General features: G+C 42.8%; 25 protein-coding genes. 10 read left to right on the forward strand and 15 right to left on the reverse strand.

Features of this window, described 5'->3' with window-relative positions; translation table 11 throughout:
* Positions 1 to 58: 58 nt before the first annotated feature.
* From EKM93_RS09990 to EKM93_RS10005, 4 genes are all read right to left on the reverse strand, one after another.
* On the reverse strand, positions 59 to 1192 hold the full coding sequence (locus EKM93_RS09990) for a site-specific integrase (protein WP_125715451.1): 1134 nt from the start codon (positions 1190 to 1192) through the stop codon (positions 59 to 61).
* A complete protein-coding gene (locus tag EKM93_RS09995) occupies positions 1189 to 1431 on the reverse strand; it encodes a DUF3173 family protein (RefSeq protein WP_125715452.1) in 243 nt (80 codons plus the stop codon). Before EKM93_RS09995 ends, EKM93_RS09990 begins: the two co-directional genes overlap by 4 nt.
* Positions 1432 to 1530: 99 nt before the next feature.
* On the reverse strand, positions 1531 to 2622 hold the full coding sequence (locus EKM93_RS10000; RefSeq protein WP_125715453.1) for a replication initiation factor domain-containing protein: 1092 nt from the start codon (positions 2620 to 2622) through the stop codon (positions 1531 to 1533).
* Positions 2558 to 2812: a helix-turn-helix domain-containing protein gene (locus EKM93_RS10005; RefSeq protein WP_164507060.1), complete on the reverse strand. Its 255-nt coding sequence runs from the start codon at positions 2810 to 2812 to the stop codon at positions 2558 to 2560. The genes EKM93_RS10000 and EKM93_RS10005 overlap by 65 nt, the downstream gene beginning before the upstream one ends.
* Positions 2813 to 3198: 386 nt before the next feature.
* Here EKM93_RS10005 and EKM93_RS10010 point away from each other — a divergent pair, with 386 nt between their 5' ends.
* The gene (locus EKM93_RS10010; RefSeq protein WP_125715455.1) at positions 3199 to 3756 is read left to right on the forward strand and encodes a helix-turn-helix domain-containing protein; all 558 of its coding nucleotides are present in this window, start codon (positions 3199 to 3201) and stop codon (positions 3754 to 3756) included.
* 161 nt (positions 3757 to 3917) lie between these two features.
* On the opposite strand, the gene EKM93_RS10015 is transcribed toward EKM93_RS10010, so the two are convergent.
* The 3 genes from EKM93_RS10015 to EKM93_RS10025 are packed head-to-tail and all read right to left on the reverse strand — an operon-like array spanning position 3918 to position 6446.
* A complete protein-coding gene (locus tag EKM93_RS10015) occupies positions 3918 to 5090 on the reverse strand; it encodes an MFS transporter (RefSeq protein ID WP_225423689.1) in 1173 nt (390 codons plus the stop codon).
* A complete protein-coding gene (locus EKM93_RS10020) occupies positions 5087 to 5929 on the reverse strand; it encodes an SDR family NAD(P)-dependent oxidoreductase (protein ID WP_125715456.1) in 843 nt (280 codons plus the stop codon). Before EKM93_RS10020 ends, EKM93_RS10015 begins: the two co-directional genes overlap by 4 nt.
* A complete protein-coding gene (locus tag EKM93_RS10025) occupies positions 5922 to 6446 on the reverse strand; it encodes an SRPBCC family protein (protein ID WP_125715457.1) in 525 nt (174 codons plus the stop codon). Before EKM93_RS10025 ends, EKM93_RS10020 begins: the two co-directional genes overlap by 8 nt.
* Before the next feature lie 118 nt (positions 6447 to 6564).
* Here EKM93_RS10025 and EKM93_RS10030 point away from each other — a divergent pair, with 118 nt between their 5' ends.
* Entirely contained in the window at positions 6565 to 7443 is an 879-nt protein-coding gene (locus tag EKM93_RS10030) for a LysR family transcriptional regulator (protein ID WP_164507061.1), read from the forward strand.
* Between the two features lie 45 nt (positions 7444 to 7488).
* On the opposite strand, the gene EKM93_RS10035 is transcribed toward EKM93_RS10030, so the two are convergent.
* From EKM93_RS10035 to EKM93_RS10045, 3 genes are all read right to left on the reverse strand, one after another.
* Positions 7489 to 8373, reverse strand: a complete 885-nt coding sequence (locus EKM93_RS10035) for a dihydrodipicolinate synthase family protein (RefSeq protein ID WP_164507062.1) — start codon at positions 8371 to 8373, stop codon at positions 7489 to 7491.
* Entirely contained in the window at positions 8366 to 9364 is a 999-nt protein-coding gene (locus EKM93_RS10040; RefSeq protein ID WP_164507063.1) for a zinc-binding alcohol dehydrogenase family protein, read from the reverse strand. The genes EKM93_RS10035 and EKM93_RS10040 overlap by 8 nt, the downstream gene beginning before the upstream one ends.
* 148 nt (positions 9365 to 9512) lie before the next feature.
* A complete protein-coding gene (locus tag EKM93_RS10045; protein ID WP_125715461.1) occupies positions 9513 to 10127 on the reverse strand; it encodes a TetR/AcrR family transcriptional regulator in 615 nt (204 codons plus the stop codon).
* A 129-nt stretch (positions 10128 to 10256) separates the two neighbouring features.
* Here EKM93_RS10045 and EKM93_RS10050 point away from each other — a divergent pair, with 129 nt between their 5' ends.
* The 4 genes from EKM93_RS10050 (at position 10257) to EKM93_RS10065 (ending at position 14736) form a co-directional block, all read left to right on the forward strand.
* On the forward strand, positions 10257 to 10961 hold the full coding sequence (locus EKM93_RS10050; protein WP_125715462.1) for an ABC transporter ATP-binding protein: 705 nt from the start codon (positions 10257 to 10259) through the stop codon (positions 10959 to 10961).
* Positions 10962 to 10971: 10 nt separating this feature from the next.
* Positions 10972 to 13689: an ABC transporter permease gene (locus EKM93_RS10055; protein WP_125715463.1), complete on the forward strand. Its 2718-nt coding sequence runs from the start codon at positions 10972 to 10974 to the stop codon at positions 13687 to 13689.
* A 237-nt stretch (positions 13690 to 13926) separates the two neighbouring features.
* Positions 13927 to 14202 carry a hypothetical protein gene (locus tag EKM93_RS10060; RefSeq protein WP_225423690.1) on the forward strand — a complete coding sequence of 92 codons (276 nt, stop codon included), beginning with the start codon at positions 13927 to 13929 and terminating at the stop codon, positions 14200 to 14202.
* A 339-nt stretch (positions 14203 to 14541) separates the two neighbouring features.
* On the forward strand, positions 14542 to 14736 hold the full coding sequence (locus EKM93_RS10065) for a DUF6440 family protein (RefSeq protein ID WP_125715464.1): 195 nt from the start codon (positions 14542 to 14544) through the stop codon (positions 14734 to 14736).
* 117 nt (positions 14737 to 14853) lie between these two features.
* Here EKM93_RS10065 and EKM93_RS10070 read toward each other — a convergent pair whose 3' ends face one another.
* Positions 14854 to 15552, reverse strand: a complete 699-nt coding sequence (locus EKM93_RS10070; protein ID WP_125715465.1) for a Crp/Fnr family transcriptional regulator — start codon at positions 15550 to 15552, stop codon at positions 14854 to 14856.
* A 347-nt stretch (positions 15553 to 15899) separates the two neighbouring features.
* On the opposite strand from EKM93_RS10070, the gene EKM93_RS10075 reads away from it, so the two are divergent.
* From EKM93_RS10075 to EKM93_RS10085, 3 genes are all read left to right on the forward strand, one after another.
* Complete coding sequence (locus EKM93_RS10075; protein ID WP_125715466.1) at positions 15900 to 17300, forward strand: uracil-xanthine permease family protein; 1401 nt, start codon at positions 15900 to 15902, stop codon at positions 17298 to 17300.
* Positions 17301 to 17364: 64 nt separating this feature from the next.
* Complete coding sequence (locus tag EKM93_RS10080; protein WP_125715467.1) at positions 17365 to 18096, forward strand: sulfite exporter TauE/SafE family protein; 732 nt, start codon at positions 17365 to 17367, stop codon at positions 18094 to 18096.
* A gap of 2 nt (positions 18097 to 18098) precedes the next feature.
* Positions 18099 to 19373, forward strand: a complete 1275-nt coding sequence (locus EKM93_RS10085; RefSeq protein WP_125715468.1) for an amidohydrolase family protein — start codon at positions 18099 to 18101, stop codon at positions 19371 to 19373.
* Between the two features lie 579 nt (positions 19374 to 19952).
* Here the strand turns inward: EKM93_RS10085 and EKM93_RS10090 are convergent.
* From EKM93_RS10090 to EKM93_RS10105, 4 genes are all read right to left on the reverse strand, one after another.
* A complete protein-coding gene (locus EKM93_RS10090; RefSeq protein ID WP_125715469.1) occupies positions 19953 to 21059 on the reverse strand; it encodes an SLC13 family permease in 1107 nt (368 codons plus the stop codon).
* A gap of 263 nt (positions 21060 to 21322) precedes the next feature.
* Positions 21323 to 22000, reverse strand: a complete 678-nt coding sequence (locus tag EKM93_RS10095) for a methionine ABC transporter permease (protein ID WP_125715470.1) — start codon at positions 21998 to 22000, stop codon at positions 21323 to 21325.
* A 2-nt stretch (positions 22001 to 22002) separates the two neighbouring features.
* On the reverse strand, positions 22003 to 23037 hold the full coding sequence (locus tag EKM93_RS10100) for a methionine ABC transporter ATP-binding protein (protein ID WP_125715471.1): 1035 nt from the start codon (positions 23035 to 23037) through the stop codon (positions 22003 to 22005).
* Positions 23038 to 23055: 18 nt separating this feature from the next.
* A complete protein-coding gene (locus EKM93_RS10105) occupies positions 23056 to 23895 on the reverse strand; it encodes a MetQ/NlpA family ABC transporter substrate-binding protein (RefSeq protein ID WP_125715472.1) in 840 nt (279 codons plus the stop codon).
* A 516-nt stretch (positions 23896 to 24411) separates the two neighbouring features.
* Here EKM93_RS10105 and EKM93_RS10110 point away from each other — a divergent pair.
* Positions 24412 to 25758 carry a hypothetical protein gene (locus tag EKM93_RS10110; protein WP_225423691.1) on the forward strand — a complete coding sequence of 449 codons (1347 nt, stop codon included), beginning with the start codon at positions 24412 to 24414 and terminating at the stop codon, positions 25756 to 25758.
* Positions 25759 to 26065 lie beyond the last annotated feature (307 nt).

The raw sequence follows: 26065 nt of genomic DNA on the forward strand, positions 1-26065 counted from the left end.
GTATCAACGTTTCTAGCACCACCGATTTTACGGTGGCACAGTTTTGACCCTTTTCAAATTATTTTAGCTCATCGGGCACCTCCTTAGAGAAGATGCCGTTGAGCTTTTTTGCGACTTCAAAGTTACTGTTGGGGTAGAGATGCCCGTATGTGCCGAGGGTTGTTTCGATGTCCTCGTGTCCAAGCCGCTCCTTAATTTGGAGGGGATTTTCACCGAGGCTAATCAACAGTGACACATGCGAGTGACGGAGACCGTGTACTGTAATCCGCTGAACCTTGGCCGCTTCGCTATACGTGTTTACAATGTGAATAAACTGGCGGTCAGAACTCGGAATCCCATCACGTGAAAATACCCAATCAGAATGCACCATTGCCGCTTGAGCGATCTGCCACGCACGTAGGCACACAACGGTGTTATCATCAAGCGCCACGGTACGGCGACTAGCGGCGGTCTTAGGCGCTGGTGTCTCAAACCAGTTGCGGTTATGATAGTCCATCGTCTTGTTGATATTCACAGTCTTAGCTTCGAGATCAACGTCTGTCCACTTTAATGCCCGTGCTTCACCACTACGCAAGCCTGACATAAACATGAACCACAGCACTGTGTAATCAAAGCATCCGGTATACGTGTCGGTGTTCGTCTTGGCGAGTACCTTTTGAAAGTCGGCTTGTGTCCAGAAGTGGATCTTTGCTTTCTTCTTTTTGATAAGGCCAACGACCCGCACCGGATTCTCACTGATGATACCAAGCGCCTTGGCTCGCTCTAGCACTTGGCCTAACATAATGTTGATAGTCCGTGCATAGGACTGCTGACAGTCTTTAAGCAGGCTGACTTGCCAATGTTGCACATCAATCGGCCGAATTTGGTCAATGATGATGTCATTGTACCTAGTCAGGTACTCGCTGTTCATCAAGGCCAGTCGCTGGCGGTAGGTACGTGGCTTGACTTGGGTTTTGTACCAAGGTTTGAACACGTCTTCCATAAACTCACCAAAACGAGTTTTCTTGATGTCCTCATCCGGCTCGACCCCAGCCGCCAACAGTGCTAATCTTGCTTTTTTCGCCTCCGTTTTCGTCTTAAAGCCGCTGGCGCGCTTTTGAATTCGTTTGCCAGTGCGTTTATCAGTGCCTAAGCTCACGCGGAAGCTAAACGTGCCATCCGCTTGTTTGGTAATCGGGTCTTTCGTAGTCAAGATAGTTCCTCCTTAACTGCGGAAAGGCCACTTGGTGCACCCTCAAGTTGGCTTAGTTTCAAGCCTAATACTGCGTCTACTGCTTCCACTGGAACACGGTCTACGCCTTTCTTACCGTACCATCCAAGACCACGATTGAGCAACAACTCTTTCGCCATTTTGATGATACGACTTGCTTGCGATGGACTATATCCCAGCTTCACTAAATCAGCCCGTGTCAGGGTCAGATATGCTGGCATACTATTCTCCTTTTTCAAATTGGAGATCGCCGCGATTTACTGGCCGTGATATACTTGGCTTGTCTAGGGCAAAGTTTCGGGTCAGCGCGGCAATCGCGTTCATTCGTTGCTTTGTTTTTCTTTTTGCTCAAATTCATCGAGGTACACACCACGGTTGCCATTTTGATAATGTTGAATCAGGTCGATCTGCCGTGGACTAAGTTTGCCAGCGTCAATAATTTCATCGAGTGTCTGCGTTCCTAACAGCTCGTCTAAAATCACGATTAGTTTCAACGAGGAACTCACTTGCTTTTTGAGCCAGCCAATCGTGGTTTGAAAATTGAAAGGTTGGGGGTCTACGGTCAGGGAAAGTTTGTCGCGGTTAGCGCCGATAAAGGTTGCCCACCGTGGATCAATCGGCCAACTTTGCTTACTCTTGCTTTTAGTCGGCGTAAGGAAGCAGATGTAATGGTTAATGATGCCGAAGATGACCTTTTCGGGGTCACGGGTCGCCAACAGTTCATCAATCCCAGAATCGGCACGTTCATCAGTCAACCGCACTTCAAAGCGATTCTTGATTGGTTGTTCCTCAATCGGTAACTTGTCTTCTTGCAAGCCGTTTTGCCGTTGCCACTGCTCAAAGTCCTTTTCGTAAATCACCATATGCACACCGCTTTGACGCGAACCCAGTTCCAAGGTATTGCCTTCTTTGTGCTCACGATCTGACCGGTGAATTTTGCCACCTTTGAAGCGCGAACGATATTCTCCACGCCAATACTTCTCAATCAGTTCTGGGATATCCAAAACGCCGTAACGATCATTGATGGCAAGGTCGACGCGCTTGAAATGAGAACCAAGTTCTTGGCAGGCCAAGAAGACATCGTACCACGACCGTTTTTGTCCTCTTAGGTAGTTTTCGAGGTAGCGACAGCCTTGGCCGCTAAGCTCAATCATTGTGCCCTTATCACGCTTTAGCCAGTCCTCTTCGGATTCACCGTGGCGCCGTTCTGGTTGTGGTGAAAGCATCACCGTCAGCTCGGCGCATAGCAGTTTGTGCGTGTAACCGTAAAACGCCCAATCTTCATGGTTAAAGTGGTCTGGGTTCATCTGAAATGCCTGTCGAATGATATTTTCGGCATCGTGCGACTTAAAGGTCACGCGGAAGTAGTCGATACAGCAGTCTAAGTTGTTCCGTTTGGTCAGTGTCCGCATCGCTCAGTTTAGCCCTAGCTTGCGCTGTGAGCTGTTTTCGGCCTCTAATCAAGGCGTTGATATACTCTCGACTATATCCCGTTGTATCGGCCAATTGTTGCTGTGTCACGCCATAGGCGTCTTGGAACTCGACCAGATCGTTCAGCCATGTTTCCTGTTGCGGATTAACTAACGTTAAATCCTTTTTCATCTCACCAGTCCTTTCGGTGTGAACTAATTTGGCGCCAAGTTTACCGGATATTTCTTGCAAAATGCCGGTATGACGCGGATTTTTTCTGCCTAGCAGGTTTATTATGTCATATTATCGCCCCCCTATTAGATACTGGGGGCTTGAGGCGGCCGGCTAACGCCGACCGCCGCCGCTCGCGCTAGCGGCTTTCGCGCTGCACGCCGCGCACGGCGGCGAGGGTTCCTCCTTTCATCACTAATCGTATTAGCAGTCTACACGTTACCGCAATCATACCAAGGCTTTCAATGAATTTCCTTAGCTTTATTATAGCTATAAAACTTTCAAATATAGCTGTGCAGATTGATGTTGGCATTGCTATTTGGTAATCTGATGACGAGGTGATCAATATGACAGAAGTACACTATTTTGGTCCAAATCTAAAGCGACTTCGCCTTCAAAGCGGTTTGTCACAAGCAGAACTGGGCGAACGCTTAGATACCAAAGTTAACGGACAAGCGATTTCCAACTGGGAACGTGAAATCAATCATCCAACCTACGAAAACTTAATCGGTATTGCTAAATTCTTTAATGTTATGCCATCAGAGTTATTGAGAACAGAAAAAGAGACCGCAGTTGGAGAAACCACGGCCGTTCTTGATCGAATTGATGAGTATATGCCAAAGGTTGCGGAGATTCGCAGAGTGATGCATATGATGAGTGATTTTTCACCACGACAATTAGACGGGCTATCCGAACAATTACATGAAATCACGTCGTATTTTCAACCGTACGTATCTATGAATGAAGATGGAGAGCCAGATTTGGATGAAAATGACCGACCCATACTCAAACAATCCAAATATCGAGATATACCTATTAAGGAAATTCATCAAGTTTACCAAGAGCTTAAAACCATACAATCATACCAAGCCAAAACTAGAACTCGAATTGACAGAAAACAATAATCGCCTGGATACGACTCAGCTTTTCCATGCAGAGCAACAACCGGATTATCACCGACGGCATCTAAAAGAATACCCAGCACGACCTTATCGCAACTGATGCGCATGGGTCGTGCCGAGTTTTTAGGTGTTCTATTCAGTTAAGCAGTTTCATTCGGAACATTTTACTCAAAGACACTTTCACGTTTTTCAATCATTATGCCAATGACGAATAGTGCCACAGAAAGTACCACTGCTACAATCAACACCGGCGTCCAACTATTTGTCACTTTTTGAATCCATCCAAACGCAATGGGTCCCGCCGCAGCCAGCACGTATCCCGCAGATTGTGCCATACCGGAGATGTCAGCTGTTGTTTTGGCCGAGTCAGATTTCTCAGCAAAGAAGACCACTGCAAGATTAAAAGCAATTCCTGCTGCAGCACCTGCAAGTATAGCGGCAATCGCGATTATCCAAAACTGATGCAACCCAGTCCACATGATCCCAATCCCGCCTACAAATCCGATCCCAAGTGCGAGGTTCATGATCTTCACCCCGTTTTTAAATCGTGAGTAGTATGGCACCGCGAATGCAAATGGTAAGTTGGCAAGTTGTAGAATTGTCACGAGATTACTTGCTTGAACACTATGAAAGCCCATCGCCACAAAGATCTGTGGTAACCAAGTTAGTAGTGAATAATAGACCAAGGCTTGAAGTCCAAAGAATATCGCAATCAACCAACCAAGTGAAGTGTTCCAAACACTTCGCTGTTGTTTCAAGGAAAGCTGCTGTATAACGTGATCGTAATGATTATCAAGGCGACTATTGGGAATCCAACCCAGTAGGCTAAATATAGCGATTACCGCTAACAGCACCATTACCGCTGTTAATCCGAACTTTTGGGCCATGATACCGGCAATACCTGTACCAATGGCACCTACGACAAGCATGGTCGTGGTGTATGTCGCGATCCCTGTTGTTGGCTGATTGGGCAGACGATCCTTGATCGACGCTGGGAGCAACACATTCGCGGCATCGATTCCAATTGCGAGCAGAAATGTGCCGAAAAGCAATGCAGTCGTCCTAGGTATCACCCGGAGCCAACTTCCAAGTACTAATAGACTTAACAACCATAAGATGATTCTTTCATTACCGTAGCGCACACCAAGTTTAGCTAATAACGGTGAGACGAGTGCGAAGGTAAGCAGTGGAATTGTGGTCAACCAGCCCGCAGCACTTGTGGAGAGACCTAGCTGTGTTTTCAGCAAACTTATGACCGGTGGAATTGCTGTGATCGGCAGTCGCATATTGATTGCGACCAAGACAATCCCGAATAAATACACACGCCGATTTTTCAATCCCGTTCACCACTATCATCAGCTTGTAGCGAAATATCACGTACTGATAACACTTGCTCAAGTTCTTGTGTAAGCTGTGCTTCTGCACCATGTGTGGCGTAGTCTCCCAATGGTAGCCGGCGGGGCTTACCATGAATAATGGCATCAACGATCGCTGCCGCAATTTTCTGTGGATTTCCTGGTTCATGTCCAGCACCATCTCGGGTACCAGTAATCATATCTTCAAATTGCCGGTAGTCTGACAGCGTCGGGATGACATGTTTACCAGAGCGTCCAGCCCAGTTGGTGCGAGCACCACTTGGCTCGATCAACATAACATCAATTCCCAAGTCGGCGATTTCTTGACGCAACGCCTCGCTGAGTCCTTCCACAGCATACTTAGACGCACTGTAATAGCCTAAGGTCGGTAGGCTCGTCAAGCCGAGGACAGAAGAAATATTGGCAACCGTACCAGAACGTTGTGCACGCATCAACGGTAATACTGCCTTAGTCACATTGACAAGACCAAAGAAATTAACATCGAATAGCTGCCGTACATCGTCTTCATTGCCTTCTTCAATCGTCGAAAAATAGCCTAAACCAGCATTGTTCACCAACACATCAACATGTGCAAACTTGGATTTTGCTGCAGTGACCATCGCCTGAATCTGTTCTAGATTCGTGACGTCTACGATGGCTTTCATAATCTGACCATGATCGAATGAATCTAAATAGTTCAGATCATTTAGATGCCGTGCAGTTGCAATCAGATTGGTATGCGCTCGCTGAGCAATGATGGTTGCCAATTCCTTACCAAAACCACTAGAGGTACCGGTAATCAGCCATGTTTGATCAGTCATTCATGGCCTCCATTTCCTTGTGAGCAGCTTGGGCCAAACCGTCCAGCCATGCTTGATGACCGTTAAGCATCGGATTTGGATTCTGACTGGCAAGGTCTTGAGCGGGCTTCCCGATTTGTGATTCTTGCGTTAAGATACGAATACGACCATCGGTGAGCTTCTCAATCAAGAAAGCATGATAAACATCGAACTGGGTATCGGCATCACCGTTTTGCCAGCCATGCCACGCCAGCCGTGCCACTTGGCCGTCGGTAGGCGCAACCAGTTCCATGACCTGTGCATCGATTGGAAAACCAAAGGTGTCAAAACGGAAATGCTCCGCAAACTTGAGATTGGTGGTTGACTTGTCATCTAAGACTATATTATCGGCGTTATCGTAATAAGTCGGCCACTTACTGGAATCGACTAAATTGCGCCATACTGCTTCGATCGTGACGCCGGTAACGTAGACCTCATTAGAAACAAAATTATCAGTAGTGCCGGGAAAGAATGGTGCAGACCAGTTAATAGACTTCATATTGTTGCCTCCTGTTTTCTTACTAGAAATAAGTATGTACTCATATTACTGAGATCGAAGAACAGTGGCAATAATGATTCGCCGATGCGTTATTCCATACCGTAATAAGGAGAAAAACATGGATCCACTTAAACTCATTACTTTTCTTGACCTCGCAGAAACGCTTAGTTACACCGAAACTGCTGAGCGCCTGTATATCTCACAGGCCACCGTCTCAAAACATATCTTAGCTTTGGAAAAATCACTAGATGTCGCTTTGTTTATTCGTGATCACCATTCGGTCAAATTAACTGATGTCGGTAAGACACTGATTCCTTTAGCTAAGCGAGTCGTGACCGCAAACGACGACCTTTTACACGGTATCGATCAGGTCAAAGAAAATCGTGAGCTGACCTTAAATATTCATACGATTCCATCGATCGGACAATATCCCGCATTTTCCTTGATCACTGATTTCATGAAGCAGTACCCAGAAGTCAGGCTCAATCTTGCAGAAGCCGAAGCGGAAACTTTGGTGCCTTCGCTTGAACGCCACACGAGTGACATCGTCTTCATGCGAATATTTGATCTTGCCAAATGTCACTACGATCGCCTAGTCCAAGCCACTGATCACTTTGTCGTGGTGTTACCGAAAACACATCAACTGGCAAACCGCCAAACCGTTTCAATGGCTGAACTAGCTGGTGAGTCTTTCTTACAGCTAGACGAAACCACGAACCTCTACGAACCCGCAATGCGGCTGATCCGCAGCGTTGATCCCGACACCGAAGTACAATATAAAGGTAAGCATATCGACTTGATCCTCGACATGATCAAAGGCGGACTTGGGGTGTCAATCGTGATGGCCAACTCTGTTCACTTACAGGATCATGCTGATTTGGTTGCCGTCTCACTGACCCCAGAGGTCAAGAGCCTGCTAGCCTTCGTTCGGCCACTACGCAACCACTCGAAGGCGAGTCAAATGTTTTGGGACTATTGTCAACAACACGCCAAATAGCACAAAAACGGTATGCAAAGGTAATTTCTGCATACCGTTTTTGTGCTATTGAAAAAGTAGCTCAAGCATTCGGCTTTTCTGCTTTGAATCAAGTGGTAGGCCACTACGACTGATTGGCTCCACAGCGCAACCCTTGGCCGCCATGGCAGTTTTAATTGTACTGGGGAAACCCGGCATAATCTCAAATAGCCCCATTAGGCGATCTAGTTGTTGCTGGTAACGTGCGACCAGCGCTAGATCATGCGCTTTGAATGCGCGCATCAAATCACTGGCAAGTTCAGGCACAACGTTAGCAAGTGCCCCGATACCACCAGCGCCGCCAGAAAGAACATTCCGCACAACATTTTCATCAAATCCCGCATAGATCTCAAAATCTGGATACTTTGGCAAGATGGTTTGTAACAGTCGCCGTGTATGCGCCATGTCGGAAACAGTATCCTTAAAGCCACAAATATTATTATGATGTGCTTTTAGCCGCAGTACTGTTTCTGGTTCAATGTCATTACCAGTTCGATCAGGAAAGTTATACAAATAAATTTTTGCGTCAGCCGCAGTTGCAACCTGCGCATAGTAATCGTAAATCTCCTCTTGATTCATGCTCAGATAGTAAGGTGTAATCACAATCAACTCACGCGCACCACGTTTGACCGCATATTTTGAAAGTGTTAGGGCGTCTTGGGTGGAATCCGCACCGGTTCCAATCATTACACGGCACTGTTGCTGAATCACACTAAAAGCATAATCGATCATCTGCTTACGTTCGTCCATTGATAATGACCAAAACTCACCAGCGCTGCCCATCACGACAAAGCCATCAATACCAGCTTCAATCTGACGGTTCACAATATTGTCCAACGCATCAAGGTCTAGCTGACCATTACGGTCAAACGGTGTCACCAGTGGGGTCAAATATTGAATATGTTCAACCATTAGCAACACCTTGCGTGACGACAATTTTGCCGACTGTTTGATTGCTAGATAACAGTGCATGTGCTTTGTCAACGTTCGCAGCAGTAATGCCACCGTTAAACTGTGCCGTCGTGGTACTTTTTACCGTACCCTGATCCAAAAACGCTGCCAAAGTACGTAATAACGCCCCTTGACTGGACATATCGTAGCCATATTGTGACTTAGTAAACATCAACTCCCAATCCAAGCTGACCGACTTTGCTTGTAGCTGATCAGTTGGAAATGTTGTGCCTGCACGATTTATGTTTACAATGTGCCCAAAGGGTCGAACAAGTGCAATGGATTCATCAACATAACTACCGGCATTAAAAAGATTCACGATCGTATCGACATATTTGATTCCGAGTGCATGTATTTCAGCTTCAATGTCATCGTGATAGTCAACAGGAAAATCGACACCATGTTCACGTAACCACGAATGATTCTTAGGACTAGCCGTTGCGATGACAGTATAGCCCAGCCAATGCGCAAGTTGTGTCAGAACCGATCCAACACCACCGGCACCATTAATGATCAGAAGCGACTTTCCTTCTGCTACACCAGCCACGAGTTTATTGCCTAATTTGTCGTGCAAAATCTCCATTGCGGTCAGACCCGTCAACGGCATCGCGGCAACCTGCGCATCGTCAAGACTTTGTGGCGCCAAAGCGACAAGTCTTTGATCGACCGCGTGATATTCAGCAAAAGTTCCTTGCCAACTAGCATCACCGGCATAATAAACTCGTTGACCAACAGCTAGATTAGACACCTTTTCGCCCAGTGCTGCAACTGTTCCAACGGCGTCGTAGCCAAGCACTTCTCCGACATGGTTGCCACCCTGCCGACGCTTATAATCTACCGGATTTACCGAAACAGCCGCCACTTCGACCAGGACATCATGGGCTTCAAGTATCGGCATGTTAATTTCAACATCTTGCAATACTCCTTGCTTGCTAACTTGAACAGCTTTCATTGTCATCCTCCTGATATTGTTGATAACAACATTGTAAAATCGCCAAAGCGATAGCTCAAATCAGGTTATGCAGAAGGTTATTCAATAACCGAATAACCGTAGTAACACATCGCAGAGCTCTTGCCGCACCACAACGACTTTATGATGGTCACAACTGCACGTTGATACCTAGCACATCATATGGAGATAGATACAAGGCTCGCATTATTACTTTTGAAAGTTCGCTTTGAGACAATGAATCCTCATTGGAGAGCCATGTAAAAACGACTGACATGATGGCATTAGTGATTATGCACAACGCATATTTTTGCGGCAAGTCATTTCTAAATATTGCAGCCCCCTTAACTCGTTTTAGTTCGCTCAAGATTGATTTTTGAAGCAAAGCTGTAATCGAGTTAGCGAAAGCCGGGTCACCATTGGGGCCAAAAAGAAAGCTAAGAATCGCTTTGTTCTCGGCCGCAAAAGCAACAATATCCTCTATCACAGGGTACGGTTGACCGACACTCAAATCTTGATAGTTCATAGTACCATCAATTCCCGCATCCAACATCGACTGAAACTTGGAAGAAATACTATTCTTAATTTTCGTTACCAAATCATCCTTATCAAGGTAGTGCAAATAAAAGGTTCCTCGACTAATCCCACTAAGACGGGTTAAATCACTCACCGTAATTTGATTTAATGATTTAGTTCTCCCCACGGTGACTAGTGCGTTCAAGATAGCTGCATCAGTCTGCGCAATTCGTTCTTGATGTGTTGGCATGTCAACCTCCTCTGTTTAATTGACACTTTTCAAATAAGTGGTCATAGAATTCAGCAAGCCGTGTGCTTTAATAATTGGGTAGTTTGATTAACACGTTATCCATTATTATCCGGCTGGAGGGAAAAATCAATGACATCTTTCATCTCAGTACAAAATGAAACCAAAATATATGGTAGTGGCGATCACGCTGTTACCGCTAACAAAAATATCAGCTTTGAAATTGCTCCTGGTGAACTAACTATCATTCTCGGCGCGTCTGGTGCCGGTAAGTCAACGTTACTCAACGTGCTTGGTGGAATGGATCATCTGACCAGTGGCACGGTAAATGTGAATGGGGTTGAGCTTGGCGAACTTGATTCACGTGGTTTAACCACTTACCGACGCAAGCAAGTCGGCTTTGTTTTCCAGTTCTACAATTTGGTGCAAAACTTAACGACGATTGAAAATGTTGAATTAGCAGCCGAAATTGCAGATCAAGCCATGCCAGCCGAAGAAGCCTTAACTGCTGTCGGCCTAGAGAAGCGTACCCAAAACTTCCCCGCCCAACTTTCAGGCGGTGAGCAACAACGCGTCGCGATTGCTCGCGCGATTGCGAAGAATCCTGATTTATTATTGGCTGATGAACCAACTGGCGCGCTGGACTATCACACGGGCAAAAAGATTTTACAATTATTTCAGGATTTCACGCGTAAGTCCGGTAAGAACGTGATTATTGTCACCCATAATTCAATGATTCGACCAATGGCTGATCATGTTATCGAAATAGCTGATGGTCAAGTAAAAGCAGACACCCGCAACGAGAATCCAACTCCGGTTGCTGAACTAGAATGGTAGGTGATAACTGATGAAAATGCTAAACAAAAATATTGCGCGTGAATTTAAAATGTCTCTTGCACGGTATATCTCGGTATCAGCGCTTTTGATGCTGGGCGTTTTCGTCTTAATTGGGCTTAACGTCACCGGGCCAAATATGCGAAACACCGCTCAGACCGCTTACAGTACCGAGCATCTTGCAGATGCTAAAGTGACATCGATCGTGAGCTTGAGTGCAAAAGATCAAACGACGATTGAAAACCTTGCGGGCATCAAAAAGACCGAATTCGGCTATACAACGGACACTGCGATCAAGAACACCAAGCACGCGCTGCGTGTTCAAAGTAATCCCAAATCATTGTCGAAATTAACCATCACCAGAGGACACAAGGCAACTACTGCTAAGCAAATTGTGTTAAGTGACAAGCTTCGCAGCCAATACAAACTCGGTGATCATATTACCCTAGCCGCCGGTAAGACTAATGGTAGCACTGGGCTGACGCACCAAACATTTACCGTCGTTGGCTTTGCAACCTCAACAGAGTATCTCAAGAAGGACAACCTCGGTTCGACAAGCCTTGGCAGCGGCACTTTATACGGTTTTGCCTATACAACTACTGGGGCTTTTTCTAGCAACGAGCCCAATGTTGCCCGATTAGCATTTACGAATTCCAAAGGCGCAGCATATTCCACGGCCTATGAACAACATGCGACCGAGCAAGTGGATAAGCTGCAAAAGAAACTTAACCGACGCAATCGGACGCGCGTCGCAAAACTTCGCCAAGATTTAACCAAACAAATTAACGACGCTGAAACGAATATTACCAAAAACACAACGGCCATCGCCAACGCAGAAACAGCGCTCTCTGCTGCGCAATCGCAACTAGATACCCAAATGACCCAAGCTAAAGCCGCTCAATCCTCGAGTGCCATTGCGACGTTGACGATCAAACAGCAAGCGCTGGATCAGCAGCAAGCGAAATTGAAGACGCAAAAGCAGACCCTCAAGGATGCAAAAGGTAAGCTGGCAGAAGCCAAGTCCTCAATGCGTCAGTTAAACGATGTAACGCTAACGATTGCTAGCCGTAACGACTTCAACGATGGTTACAATAATTATGGCGAAGATGCCGAGCGCATTGACGCACTAGGCAAGTCTTTCCCTGCATTTTTCTTCCTGATTGCAATCTTGGTCAGCTTCACTACAATGCGTCGAATGGTTGAAGAAAAGCGTATTGAGATGGGGACTTTACGCGCACTTGGATACACTAAAGGCGAAGTCATGCGCGAATTCCTTGTTTACAGCGTCACCACCGCAGTCACAGGTACAGTGCTTGGCAGTATTCTCGGGTTGCTAGTGTTACCACGAATCATTTTTCGAGCGTACACCGCAAACTTTAATTTCTCAAGTTTACAACTAGCTTTACATCCCGAATTCATTACCGCTGGATTCGCGCTCGCTTTATCCTCAACAGTATTGGCATCTTGGTTAGCTGCGCATTCTTCTCTAAAAACAATCACTGCCGATTTAATGTTGCCAAAGCCTCCCGTAAGTGGTTCGCGAATTTTGCTGGAACGTATCACGCCAATCTGGAAAAAAATGAGTTTTTCTCATAAAGTCACTGCGCGTAACCTATTCCGCTATAAAGGACGTATGTTTATGACCATCATTGGGGTTGCAGGTGCCACCGCATTGATGATCACCGGATTTGGCATTCGCGATTCACTAAACACAATTATTGATCGCCAGTTTAGCCAAATTAGCCAGTACGATCTCGTTACCGTATACAATCCCAATGCGGAAAAAAGTGAGGTCACCTCTGCTCGAGAGACTATTACTAAATCAAACGCTGTCAAGCAGTACAGCTCGGCTTACTTTGCCAGCATTTACGCAACAGATAGCGATTCTAACTCGCGTGAAGACATCTCTCTAATTGTCCCAAGTTCAGCCTCTCAACTTGATCGATATATCAAATTGAGGGACTACAAGACAAATAAAAAGATGACCCTCAGCAATAATGGCGCAATCGTATCGCAAAAACTCGCTAAGCTTCAAAATGTTAATGTCGGTGGCACATTCACAATCAAAGACACCGATGGTACCAGTCACAAAATAGTGGTATCCGGTATCACAAAGATGTATGCGGGACACTCCATCTACATGAGCAAAGCATATTACAATCGGGTTTACGACACTAAAGTCACCGCTAACTCATATCTAGTGACGTTGAAACATGCGACTACCAAATCTGTGAATGCATTTGCTGCCAAATTCAACCGAACAGCAGCAGCTGTCCAAACCGTCCAGTCTCAAGATACCAAGAAAACTATCACTAACATCTTGAGTAATCTGAACAACCTAATTCTTGTTTTGGTGCTTAGCGCTTCGCTACTCTCGCTGGTCGTACTATACACGCTAACCAACATCAATGTGTCAGAGCGTGTTCGTGAATTATCAACGCTCAAAGTGCTCGGCTTCTACCCTAATGAAGTACTGATGTATATCTATCGTGAAACCAATATTCTTACGGAAGCGGGTATCCTTGTTGGTATTGGTGTGGGTTATGCTTTTCACGCCTACATTATGGCGCTACTCCCTCCCGCAACCGCAATGGTAGCGCCTGGCCTAACTTGGATCAACATTCTTATTTCCGTCGGTTTAACAATCGTATTTTCTCTGGTCGTCATGTTTATGATGAACCGAAAGATTCAAAGTGTAGACATGCTAGAAGCTCTTAAATCTGTTGATTAGTTTGTCGTTTCCCGTGGATGAACCCAACGAATTAGCAACACCAAGGTTCTTCCATGAGGACACCAGAAACTTATTATGGACACCCTTAACGAACCGCCTAGCCTTCTGGCTTGGCGGTTTTGTTTTGCTCTTTTGTTGCTAAATTTCGGAAAAAATGAACTTCGGTTTCATTCCAGCTTTTTATTTCCGTCTGTATATGTGCCGAACGCAATTCACTTAGATCAGGAGGTCAGCATTATGAGTAGTGAACGCGAAGTATCTCGAATGTTCATTCGATACATGCAACAAGTTCTTCGCAATGAAAGAATTAACCAGCATCGTAAACACCTTAAAGACGTCAAAGAAACTCCGCTTGAGGAATGGCTACTGGAAGAAATAGCCGAGCCATATCATATTGAAGGTTTTCTTCTAACTGACGACAAAGTGGCAAACTTGGAGAACTTCATCAAAAATGAGCGTCTTGCTACGCCATTACAACCCTTTCCACAGTTAATACTACTACCCAGAACTTAACGATGTGGAAATCTGCAGCCGTGCCGGCAAAAATAGTCAGGTGGGTGAACAAGAGGCGGCGATGTGTGCTAGCGCGGATTAAGGAAGCATCCGAAAATATGTAATGAGTCAAGCGAATCTGATAAAATCCATGATAAAATCATATTTCAAACAAATAAGACCGCCAAAGTAACGGCAGTCTTCATCGTTGGGGTGGCACATCAGTGGCACACTTCAGCAGCAGTATATTTGATATTGGTATCGCAACACACGCCATAACGCGTATTATCACTGGATTTTGTGAATTAATTGAACGAACAGATTATTTCCGAGGAAATAACCCGATAGGAGGCAGATATAATGCGTGATAAAAAAGAAAAAAGATTTACCTCAAATAAAGCCGAAGTTACAGGGTTAGGTACAATTGTTAATATAGTTACAGACACGACTACAGGGGTACAGTATTTAGTTGCAACCTCCACTGGCGGCGTTGGCCTAACTGTATTAGTGGACCAAAACGGCAAACCATTATTAGCAGACCAAAGCGAGAACTAGTTAGATGCGCGCCTTATGCTAGTAATACGTTTTAAAACCACAAATAAGAAGCTAGATCAACGATTAACTTTTGATCCAGCTTCTTATTTGTGAATTGTTTAGAACTACTTTTTTGAACTAGAGGGCTTTAGAGGATTCCAAATATTGGATAGCATTGGTAAAATTCTGATAAGTCAAAACAAGTTTGCCTTTTTCTAAGTGAAAAAGCGCTTTCGGTTTTAGATTTGTAATGACTTGGTTTAATGTTTTGATATTCATTCCGATTTCCTCGGAAATAAAGGTGCGGGTTTTATTTATTTTAAAGGTTTTGATTTCAGAAATATGATTTTGAGCACATTCTTTAATGAGATAGTCCACGAAAATAAACTCGGCTGGATAAAATAGTTTCATACCGATATCAAGGGAACGGCGGTAAAGTTTGTGGGCGACTTGCTGTGCTAATTTTGTCAAAATAGCAACATCTGAGAAAATCCACTGTTCCGCATATTTGCGGGGCACACAAAAAACTAAACAAGCACTGGCGGCTTCAATGGTAACGCTAGTGCTATTTTGTTTGGCTAAAAGGGTGACTTCACCAATATAATCCAGGGCATTATTAGTCTCCAGCATATAGACATTGCCATTTTCAAACTCATTAATGACCCGAGTTTTACCAGATAATAAGATACCTAAGTAGTTTAGTGTCTCCGTTTTTAAATGAATGATATCCCCAATTTGATATTGTCGAATAAAATAATGTTGTTTAACATAGTCTGGCATATTTTGCGTAAAAAATTTGAATTCAGGATTTAAGGTTTCCAGTGCCGTTAAGTCCATCAACGTCCCTCCTTATTTTTTAAAAAGACTCATTTGTCCTTTTTTAAAATGGACAGACCGGTTAAAGTCTAAGTATCAAAACTTCATAAAATAGTATAACATGCTGGAGGCGTGGACAATGCGGATCACTTAAACAAGTAAAAAAGAAGTTGTCGCCACATTACAAGTAAAGTAAAACCATCAAACGAATCAATCGGTGTCATAATGGTCAAGCTGTAACGTGTTTAATCGACAGTTCCAAATACATAAACTTTGAGGCTTCTTGTCGAGGACGTTATTAAGGTACTTTAGATCAATTGGGCCCTTGATCCGTTAAGCACGGCTTAAATTGAAAGGAGTCATCGACTATGAATGCGTCAAAAGTTAAAGTTTGCCCAGCGGATGAAAAAATACCGTTACATCAAAGTATTCCTCTAGGTTTTCAGCATACGATTATTGCTATTTTAGGCAGTATCACCGTGCCTTTAATTGTGTCCGCCAGTGTGGGTTTAACCCCGCAACAAACGATTTTCTTTGTCAGTGCGGTTATTTTTTCCGGCGGGATTGCGACAATTTTGGCCTCACTAAATGTTATCCCAAGAACATCCCCATTATTACCAATGGTGATGGGCGCCAATTTTGCCGTTGCTTCAGTTATTGTAGTGACTTTAAAAAATGCAACTTCTATCAATATGGGGTTTCGTTTAGTGGCTGGTGCGACGATTGTGGCCGGGGTATTTTGCTTTTTGATCGCGCCATTTTGGATGAAGCTGCGTCGCTTTTTCCCACCCCTTGTTGTAGGGACGAACTTGATGGTTTTAGGGGTCGCTTTATTGCCGAATACCTACCATTGGATTATGGCGAGTAATGCCCATCATCAGACGGCTCGGGTTAATCATGGGGCGTTAATGTTAGCGCTAGGTGTCTTCGTCTTCCATTTGCTGGTGAGTAAGTATTTGAAAGGATTTTTGGGGGATTTAAGTATTCTACTCGCTTTAGTTTTAGGGACGGTTGTTGCGGCATTTATGGGACTGGTTAATTTCCAGCCAGTGCAAGATGCCCCTTGGTTCAGTTTGATTTTGCCATTCCACTATGGTCTGCCAAAATTTGATTTAACCGTCATCATTTCTTTTGTGATTGTCATGATTTTGTCGATGGTTGCTGTTTCGGGCACGTCCATGGGGATTCACAATATTGTGGGCAAAGAAATGACCGATATGCAATTTGGTAAAACTATGAAAACATTAGGTTTAGTAACGCTTATTGCGGGCTTCTTTAACGGCGTGCAGAATACAGCCTTTGTGGAAAATGTTGGGATTTTGGAGCTGGCTAAAAAGAAAAGTCGTTATGCCACAGCAGCAGCCGGGATTATTTTAGTGGGTATTGGCCTGACACCGAAGTTTTCAGCGTTGATTTCAGTAGTACCAAAGCCGGTTTTAGGTGGTGTGGGCTTTGCGTTATTCGGTGTTGTTATTGGCAGTGCCGCTAATATCTTAAAACAAGTGGATTTAAAAGCGGGGCATAATATGTTGATCGTTGGGATTAGTATCGGAATGTGTATGCTACCAGCGGTATATCCTAATTTCTATGCCAATTATCCAACTTTGATCCAAAATATTTTTGGCAGCGGGATTCTAGCGGGGGCACTAACGTCAATTACTTTAAATATTTTCTTTAATTGGAAAACGATTATGGGGACTAAAACAGTCGCTAAAGCGGAAAAAAAGCAAGTTCCAATGACGGATGAAGCCGTTGTCAATCACGGTTAAATAAGCCTAATGCCGAGCCTTAAATAAACGACTGCCAATTTAAAAGATAAAGAGGTTTATAGCTATGATTTTAGTATTTATCGTTAATTTAATCGTCGGCGTTTTAGTTGGCCTTAGCGGAATTGCCGGATTTTTACTACCGATTTTTTATATCGGTGTCATGCATTTAGGGACGGTTGAAGCGTTGGCTTTAAGTTTTGCGGCCTTTATTGTTTCCGGTGTTTTAGGTAGTTTGAATTATTATCGGCATAAGTTATTGGATGTCAAAACCGCTGGCATTATTAGTATCGGCAGTTTCTTTGCTAGTTTTTTAGGCGTCAAGGCAAACCTATTAATTCCAGAACATGTGATGAGTATTATTTTATATTGTGTGGTGCTCTTTTCAGGGATTTCGATTTTAGTTCGAAAAGACAAACCCCACCAACAAAAAGCACATCATAATAAATTTGTTTTGATTCTAATCGGTGTGATCACAGGCTTTATTTGTGCCGTGACAGGTGCCGGCGGACCGATTTTAGTATTACCGATTTTGATTATGCTGGGTATTGAAGTCCATCAAGCTGTGGCCATTGCTTTATTCAACTCCATTTTTATCGGGATTCCCTCAGCAGGGGGGTATTTATTAAATTCCAGTTGGATGGCCATCCGGGGTATCTTACCGGTTGCCTTAGTGGCCCATGGGATCGGTGTATTTGCCGGCAGTAAGAACGGCCACCGGATTAATCAACAGTTACTCAAAAGAATTGTCGCCATATTTTCAATTGTAATTTCGATCATTAAGCTTATAGGAGGCTAATTATGTTAGATATTCTAATTAAAAATGCAACGTATTTTGATGAAGATTTCCAATTAACAACGGGTGATATTGCGATTAAAGATGGTTATTTTGTGACATATGATGGCCAAGAAGCGGCGCAATCCGTAGTAGCCTCTGATAAGACTTGGCTGCCGGGGTTAGTTGACAATCATATTCATATTAGTCAACAGTTTTTGCAGGGCCAATTATTATTTCAACGGCCCATCGTTTGGCAACGGATCAATGTGCCATTTGAAGCCGCTTTAGATGAAGCGCTCGTGCAATTATCTACTAAAGCAGCGGTGGCAACGATGATTAAAAATGGGACGACGTCATTTGTGGATTCGGGATGCCCTAAAGCGTTGGCAATGGTTGAAGTTTTGGATGAATTAAAAATTAGAGGCCATATTGGTTATCAAACTGCTGATTTAATTCCATTTGAGACCTTAAAAACAACGCCTAAAGCGGCTTTTGATCGAAATTTAGAGTTGATCAAAGTCTTAAAAGATAATCCACTGATTGCACCAATTTTGGGGATTACCACATTACCAGCTACGACGCCGGCATTGCAGGAAAATGTCTTATTATATGGGAAAGAACAGCAGGTGATGACTTCTTGTCATATGAACGAATATGAATCAGAGATTTTAACAACGATTGTTGAAACTGGGTTGCGGCCTTATGAATACTTAGAAAAAATTGGAGCCATGCATGCTAAATTTTTAGGCCCCCATAGTTTATTCTTATCTGAAAACGAAAAAACAATTATTCAAGAAAATCAAAGTCAGGTGGTGCACTGCCCATTTTCCAATAGCGCCAAAGGTATTCCGGAAACAGATGCTTTGTTAGCTCGGCAGATCCGAACCTACTTAGGGACAGATGGTGCGGGCCATGGGGGCTTAGATATGTTCCGTGAAATGCGCCTGTTCTCGGCAAAAATGCAGTTACATGCTAAGGCCAAAGGGGATTATGCTTTGGTAAATACCCGAGATATTTTGAAGATGGCCACTACGTCGGTTGAGCCGCTGTTAGGTAAAATCAAAGTCGGTTATAAGGCGGATTTAATTTCTTTAGACACGAATAACTTGGATTATTTATCGGGTAAAGTAGATGAAAATACATTAATTGAGATCGCAAAGGGCGGCCATGTTAATGATAGTATTATTAATGGGGATTGTGTGATGCGGGATCGGGAATTGTTAACGATTGATGAAGATCGGTTAAAAGCGGATTTACAGGCGTATCAGAAGCAAGTAAAAACGGCTGTGACGGTATAATATAAAAAACAGGTTCGGTCAAAATTGACTGAACCTGTTTTTTGTATTACACCATCATAATTTTAGGTTATGCTTGAAGTCAAAACCGTGTTCCTTCACGCTCTCATAAACGTGTTCGGAAGTACTGCCTCGCATGCTTGATCTGAAACGCGTTCAGGGACACTGACTTCTCACATAACTACAAATTATTCGTAAGCCAAGACCAGGCTTCCATCATAATTTTAGGTTATGCTTGAAGTCAAAACCGTGTTCCTTCACGCTCTCATAAACGTGTTCGGAAGTACTGCCTCGCATGCTTGATCTGAAACGCGTTCAGGGACACTGACTTCTCACATAACTACAAATTATTCGTAAGCCAAGACCAGGCTTCCATCATAATTTTAGGTTATGCTTGAAGTCAAAACCGTGTTCCTTCACGCTCTCATAAACGTGTTCGGAAGTACTGTCTCGCATGCTTGATCTGAAACGCGTTCAGGGACACTGACTTCTCACATAACTACAAATTATTCGTAAGCCAAGCTCAGGCTTCCATCATAATTTTAGGTTATGCTCGAAGTCAAAATCGTGTCCCTTCACGCTCTAGCTAATTAATATAACTAGGAACCAGCCGATGGTGCCTAAGATGGCTAGGGCTAGGAAGTTAAAGCCTGCAAAGCCGGCGAAGAAGTGCCAGCGGTTTTTATTGCCGTGATTAGAGTATTGTTTGAACACGAGCAAATTGGCCATGGAGCCGACGACAGAGCCTAAGCCCCCAATGTTAGAGCCTAGGAATAAGGCGGCGGCGTGGGTTGTAAATTTACCTAAGAGAACGGTTGAAGGGACGTTAGAGATGAATTGGCTGCTTAAAATACTGGTCAAGTAAACGGAATGTGGTGAGTTGACTAAGTTAGAAAGCGTGGTCACAATGAAGGGCACTTGGCGCATATTACTAACAATAACGAAGAAACCAGTGAACGTTAAAATAATGGCGTAATCTACTCGCTGCATAATATGCGGATCTAAGCCGATTGCCAAAATAATGGCAGCGATGGCACCGACCCAAGAAGGTAAGAGTCGGAAAACCCCAGCAAAGATTAAACAGGCTACACCAATGGTAATCAAAGTTGGCCGCAGCTGAATTTTTATATCGCGGACAGGGACCGCTGGCACTGGTGCTCGGCTCACAAATAGACTCAAGATCGCCAAAACAGTTAAACTGGAAATTAATAAGGGGATTGACCATTTGAAGAAGGTGAGACCGTTAACTTGATAGTGGTTCATAATAAAAATGTTGTGGGGATTCCCAAAGGGTGTAAAAGCGCTACCAAAATTAGCAGCCATCCCAATCAAAGTAACCGGTAATATTTCGGGTAAGTCATATTTTTTAGCAATTCGTAAATACAAAGGGATTAATGTCAAAACAGTGACATCATTAGTTAAGAACATCCCAGAAATAACCGCTAGAATCAAAAACATCCGCGTCAGCTGGCGGGTATCATTGGCATGGCTTGTAAGACGATAAGCCCAGTAATCAAGGATATGTAGGTATTCAAAAATTTGAATGATGGTCATCATTGCAAGAATAGACCACAAGGTGGAAAAGTTGATGTCTGCCAGTCGTCGCCGGGCAACAGTTAAGCTAAGCACTGCTAATATCGCGGTGATTTGCAGCACGCGATCCTTAACAATGTTTTTAATTACGGTCATAAATTAACCCTCTCCAAAAAAGACTCAATTACATATATTTTGCACTTTAATTATGTTCATGACAACTATAATTTATAAAAAATACAATATTAATAATCTAGGCTATTATAGACTATAACGTGATCATAAGCGATACCAAAATTATGTTCTATTAATATCATAATTTAAGATGAAGGTACTGGGGGACTATTAAGGATAATTTTTTTAATTAAGGCATAAAAAAATCAGCTCTCCTAATGAAATAGAATAGCCGATCTAGGTGTTTAATGGGTCACGCGTTTCACAAAGAAATCCCCAATAAATTGAATTATAAAAACAAGTAATAAGATGATAATAGTAGCGGCAATAGTCACATCATTTTCAAATTGATTATAACCTAAAGTAATGGCGATATCGCCTAAACCACCGGCACCGACAGCACCAGCCATCGCTGTTAAACTGATTAAGCTGATCAAAGTAACAACTGAGACACGAATGATTTCACCAATACTCTCTTTTAAGTAGACGCGCCAGATAATGTCCAGCGGTGTTAACCCCATGGCTTGGGCAGCTTCGATAATTCCGGGATCAACTTCGACTAGGGCATTTTGGATCTGCCGGGCATAAAATGGGGCACAACCTAAAGTTAATGGGACTAAAGCAGCGGTGGTCCCGACGGCAGTCCCAACGATGAGTCGGGTTAAAGGCACCACTAAGGCCAATAAAATAATAAATGGAATTGAACGAAAAATATTAACGATTTTATCTAAAGTTTGATAAACGCCACGGTTCTCCAGAATTTGGCCCTTTTCAGTGACGACTAAGGCAATGCCCAAAGCCGCCCCTAAAACACCGGAGATAATACCTGAAAATAAGACCATATAGAGCGTTTGCCAAATTGCGGCAATAAATTGGGCGTGGTTAGCGACAACGTTAGGAAAAAAAGTCGTAAATAGACTCAATTTTAAGCCTCCTTTGTCTGTTGCATAATTTGAATTCCGCGCTGCTGTAGTGCGGGGATTAGACTTTCAGGATAATTTTCTGTCAGTGAAATCAATGTTTTGGTAATTAAACGGCCCTGGATCATCTCTGTAGTACTATAGATAACTTTAGGGATGACTTGATAATCTTGATAAAGATCTACTAATAAAGTCTGATTTGCGGTATTCGCCTCATAAGTTAATAAAAATAAGCGCTCAGTAGCGGTCTGTTGGCCGATAAGCTGTTGCAAGACTCTATTTTCGGCACTGGCTTGGGTAATGAAGGTCGCCGTTTCAGGATTTTGCGGTTGTGTAAAAATACGTAATGTTTCATTTTGTTCTAGAATTTCACCGTGCTGCATAACCGCCAGTTTATTGCAGATTTTTTTAGCAACGCTTAATTCGTGGGTGATTAGGACGATGGTCAAATTAAGTTCTGAATTGAGGCGTTTTAATAAGTCTAAAATAGTATTGGTTGTTTTAGGATCTAAGGCACTGGTAGCTTCATCACTGATTAGAATTTCAGGATTATTGGCTAAGGCCCGGGCGATGGCGACTCTTTGCTTTTGACCGCCGGATAATTGGCGGGGATAGACATCTTTTTTATCCAGTAGGCCCACATAAGCTAGTAGCTGCTGTGCTTTTTCATGTTGCTGTTTTTTAGATAAAGCGCTGCGTTTAATTGAGAAAACAATATTTTCTTCAATTGTTCTGGAAGCCATCAGATTAAAATGCTGGAAGATCATGCCAATTTTTTTCCGAGCCTGGCGTAAATCAGCAGCAGAAAGTGTTGTTAAATTTTGTTGATTTACAAAAACGTCACCGTTTGTAGGGCGCTGGAGTAAATTGATGGTGCGGACGAGGGTGCTTTTACCTGCACCAGAATCTCCAATAATACCATAAATATCACCTTTATTGATTGTCAGTGAGGCATCTTTAACGGCATGCAATGCGGTCTGTTGATTTTGCTGAAAAGTGACATCGATATGATTTAAAGTGATTAGCGCTTTAGAGTCCATGATTAAAATGGCCACCTTCTAATAATTTGGAATATACCAATAACCTTGTTGGTTATGTTTTTTGACATAATTGATAAATGTTTTTGAACGATAAGCTTTTTTAACTGCCTTGGCCCACGGTTTCTTTGCGTCTGCCTTATTAACAGTGGCCACGAGTAGATATTGATTGAGCAATTTTTCTTGTTTTAAACTTTTTTTAGCTGAAATTTTGGCACTATAACTGATGCTGCCAGGTAAAACGGCATAATTAACATCTTGTAAAGATCGTGGAATTTGACTGGAATTCATTTCTACAAATTTTAGATGATGGGGATTTTTGGCAATATCTTTTTGTGTAACGACACTCGTTGTTTTAAGGCCTTTTTTCAAAGTGATCAATTTTGCCTGCTGCAAGAGTTGATAAGCCCGAGAACGATTGGAGGGATCATTAGGAATGGCCACTTTATCCCCATTTTTAACGGCCTTTAATGAGTTGCTAGTGCCGGGGAAAATACCAGCGGGTACGGTTGGAATCGTAGTTAAGGCTACAAAATTAGCCTTTTTTTGGCTGTTAAAATTTTTGAGCCACGCGGTATGCTGTTCCACATTCAGATCTGCATCCCCTTGATCTAAGGCTAAATCTGCGTGGTTTAAATCTGAAAAAGATTGGGATTTAACAGTGTAGCCTTCTTTTTCTAAGATAGGTTTAACCCCTTTTAAAAAAAGATCACTATAAGGGCCAGGGGATGTTGCCAAACGAATCACTTTATCGCTAGCCGCTAAAACCGGCTGTGGTGTTAGTAAGTGGACACTCAAAAAGCCTAATAGGACAGTGAATACAGTAATACTTAATCGTTTTAAAAATTTATATTTTTCCATTAATCTTCCTCCTGATATTGGTTCAATAAAAATTTAATAAAATGCAATAAAAAAGTCGCTCACCCCCAAGTTATTTCTAACATAGGGCGAACGACCGCGTTACCACCTAAATTTCTTAATGCTTCACAACATCAAGCTCAATAAGTACATCATAAATGAGATACTCGGCAAGATAACGATTGCAAACGATTTAACAGCCATTAGACCGCTAAATTAGCTCAGAGTTCATCTTCACCTTGGATCACCAGACTTCTTGCACCACAACGAAGCTCTCTAAACTGGTTGTCAAGGTTACTCTTCTCATCAAAACTTAATTTATTTAACCTTTATATCATTTAAATTTAATATATAAATTAAACTACCACCAACATTCCAGCTTGTCAAATCTATAAATAACGTAATTTTTTTAAAAAAATGGGCTGAGGTAACGCCAGCATATTGACAATACAACGCCTGTGAAATATGCTGATAGCAGGTTTTAAACTATAGAATAACGTTTATGAGGTGGTGGCTGAATTGGATCAGCAGATTGGAAAAAATTTAAAAAATTTAGGTCTCACGATCTCTATGGGTAGCTTAAATTTTTTAGCAAATGTCGGGTTGATGTTGCCTTATATTTTAATATTAGCCGCTTACCATGAGTCGACCGAAAACAATTTTTTAATAGCGCTGATTATTTTTTATATTGCTCGGGCCGCTAGTATTTTTTATACGAAACGATTTAATTTAACTTCTATGACTTATTTAATGATTAGTGTTGCTTTTGGGGCTATTGGTAGTTTTATTTATGCCAGCACCACTAACTTATATTGGCTGGCCGTTGCTAGTCTTTTGTGGGGCTATAGCGCGGCCATCATTTGGCCATATTTTTTAACGGTTAAGTTACATATTACAAAAAGCAATCAATCTTTGATTAAGCGTGTCCATTGGCTCGTCTTTGCGATTTTGGGGCTTATTTTTGGCTTAGATATTCTAACAAAGACCGCCTATACTTTTTCGTTTATTTTCTTAGGCCTACTCTACTTATGTGCCTTACCAAGCTGTTTATTATTAAACAATTTAGTTAATGATTTTCATCGCCGAGATAGCCCTTTGAAGCAGCGGCATTTCGCACGTATTTGGCGAACCGGCTTATTTGTAGTTTTTTTTGGCATATTAGCTGTTTTAACCACTTTGAGAAAAGTTGCCTTTACGGTGGCCACTGGTTGGTTGTGGCTGTTATTAGGGTTAGGCTTTGTGATCTTATCAGTCGAGCTTTATGCAGATCGTAAAATTGTTGCCCGGTATAAAACAGAACTGCTGAATCGTGGTTTTTTAACCGGATACATTCTATTGTTTAATGGCTTTTTAGCCCAGTTTATATTGGGGACCACAGGGATGTATGTGGTGTTTGCGGTGTATCTCATTGGTTTTGAATTGGGGCATCCGCTGTTTAATCAGTTAGCTAAAAAAACAAAATGGCCGGCTTTGAAGTTTGGTCAGATCAGTTTGATGATCGGTCATGTTTGTTTGTTAGTCCCTACAAGCGTTACTTATATTTTAGGGCTGCTTGCGTTAACGTTATATGTGGGCTATGATAACCCAGAATTAAATCAAAAGTTATATGCTGCAGAAGCGGGTTCTGATCGGGCAATTGTAAACAAATATCGTTTTTCAACATACGGTGGTTTATTCTGCCAGTTGATTTTCTTTACATTATTGATTTTTGTCAGTGGTCATTATCAGTTGGCTTTATTAGATTTCTTCACGCCGACAACACTTAGTCATGGGCAATTATATTTTTACAGTATTGGTTGGCCGATGACTTTAATCTCTCTAGGCCTTTCTATCCGAAATATTCGGACGATGAAGGCTGGTATCTAGGGACAAAAAAACTGAGTCGCCTAATGGACTCAGTTTTTTTGGTTTTGAAATGCGCTCACCGATACTGATTTCTCGCCTTACTCACAAGCCAAGGACGGATTTATGTCGATATTGATTTGTGTTGGTTTTTTGAAACGCGTTCACTAGAGCAAAGCTCTCACCTAACTACGTCCTGTTTGTAAGTAAAGCCCACTTACGGCACAGGCCTAGGTTAGTGCTCGAGTCTTTCACGCTGTTATGTAATGACCCCTGTCAAGTAAAAAATCACAATTATCGTTAGCACTAACAAACTCCAGAAACTAAAATC

The sequence above is a fragment of the Agrilactobacillus yilanensis genome (assembly GCF_003946725.1).
Classification (GTDB): domain Bacteria; phylum Bacillota; class Bacilli; order Lactobacillales; family Lactobacillaceae; genus Agrilactobacillus; species Agrilactobacillus yilanensis.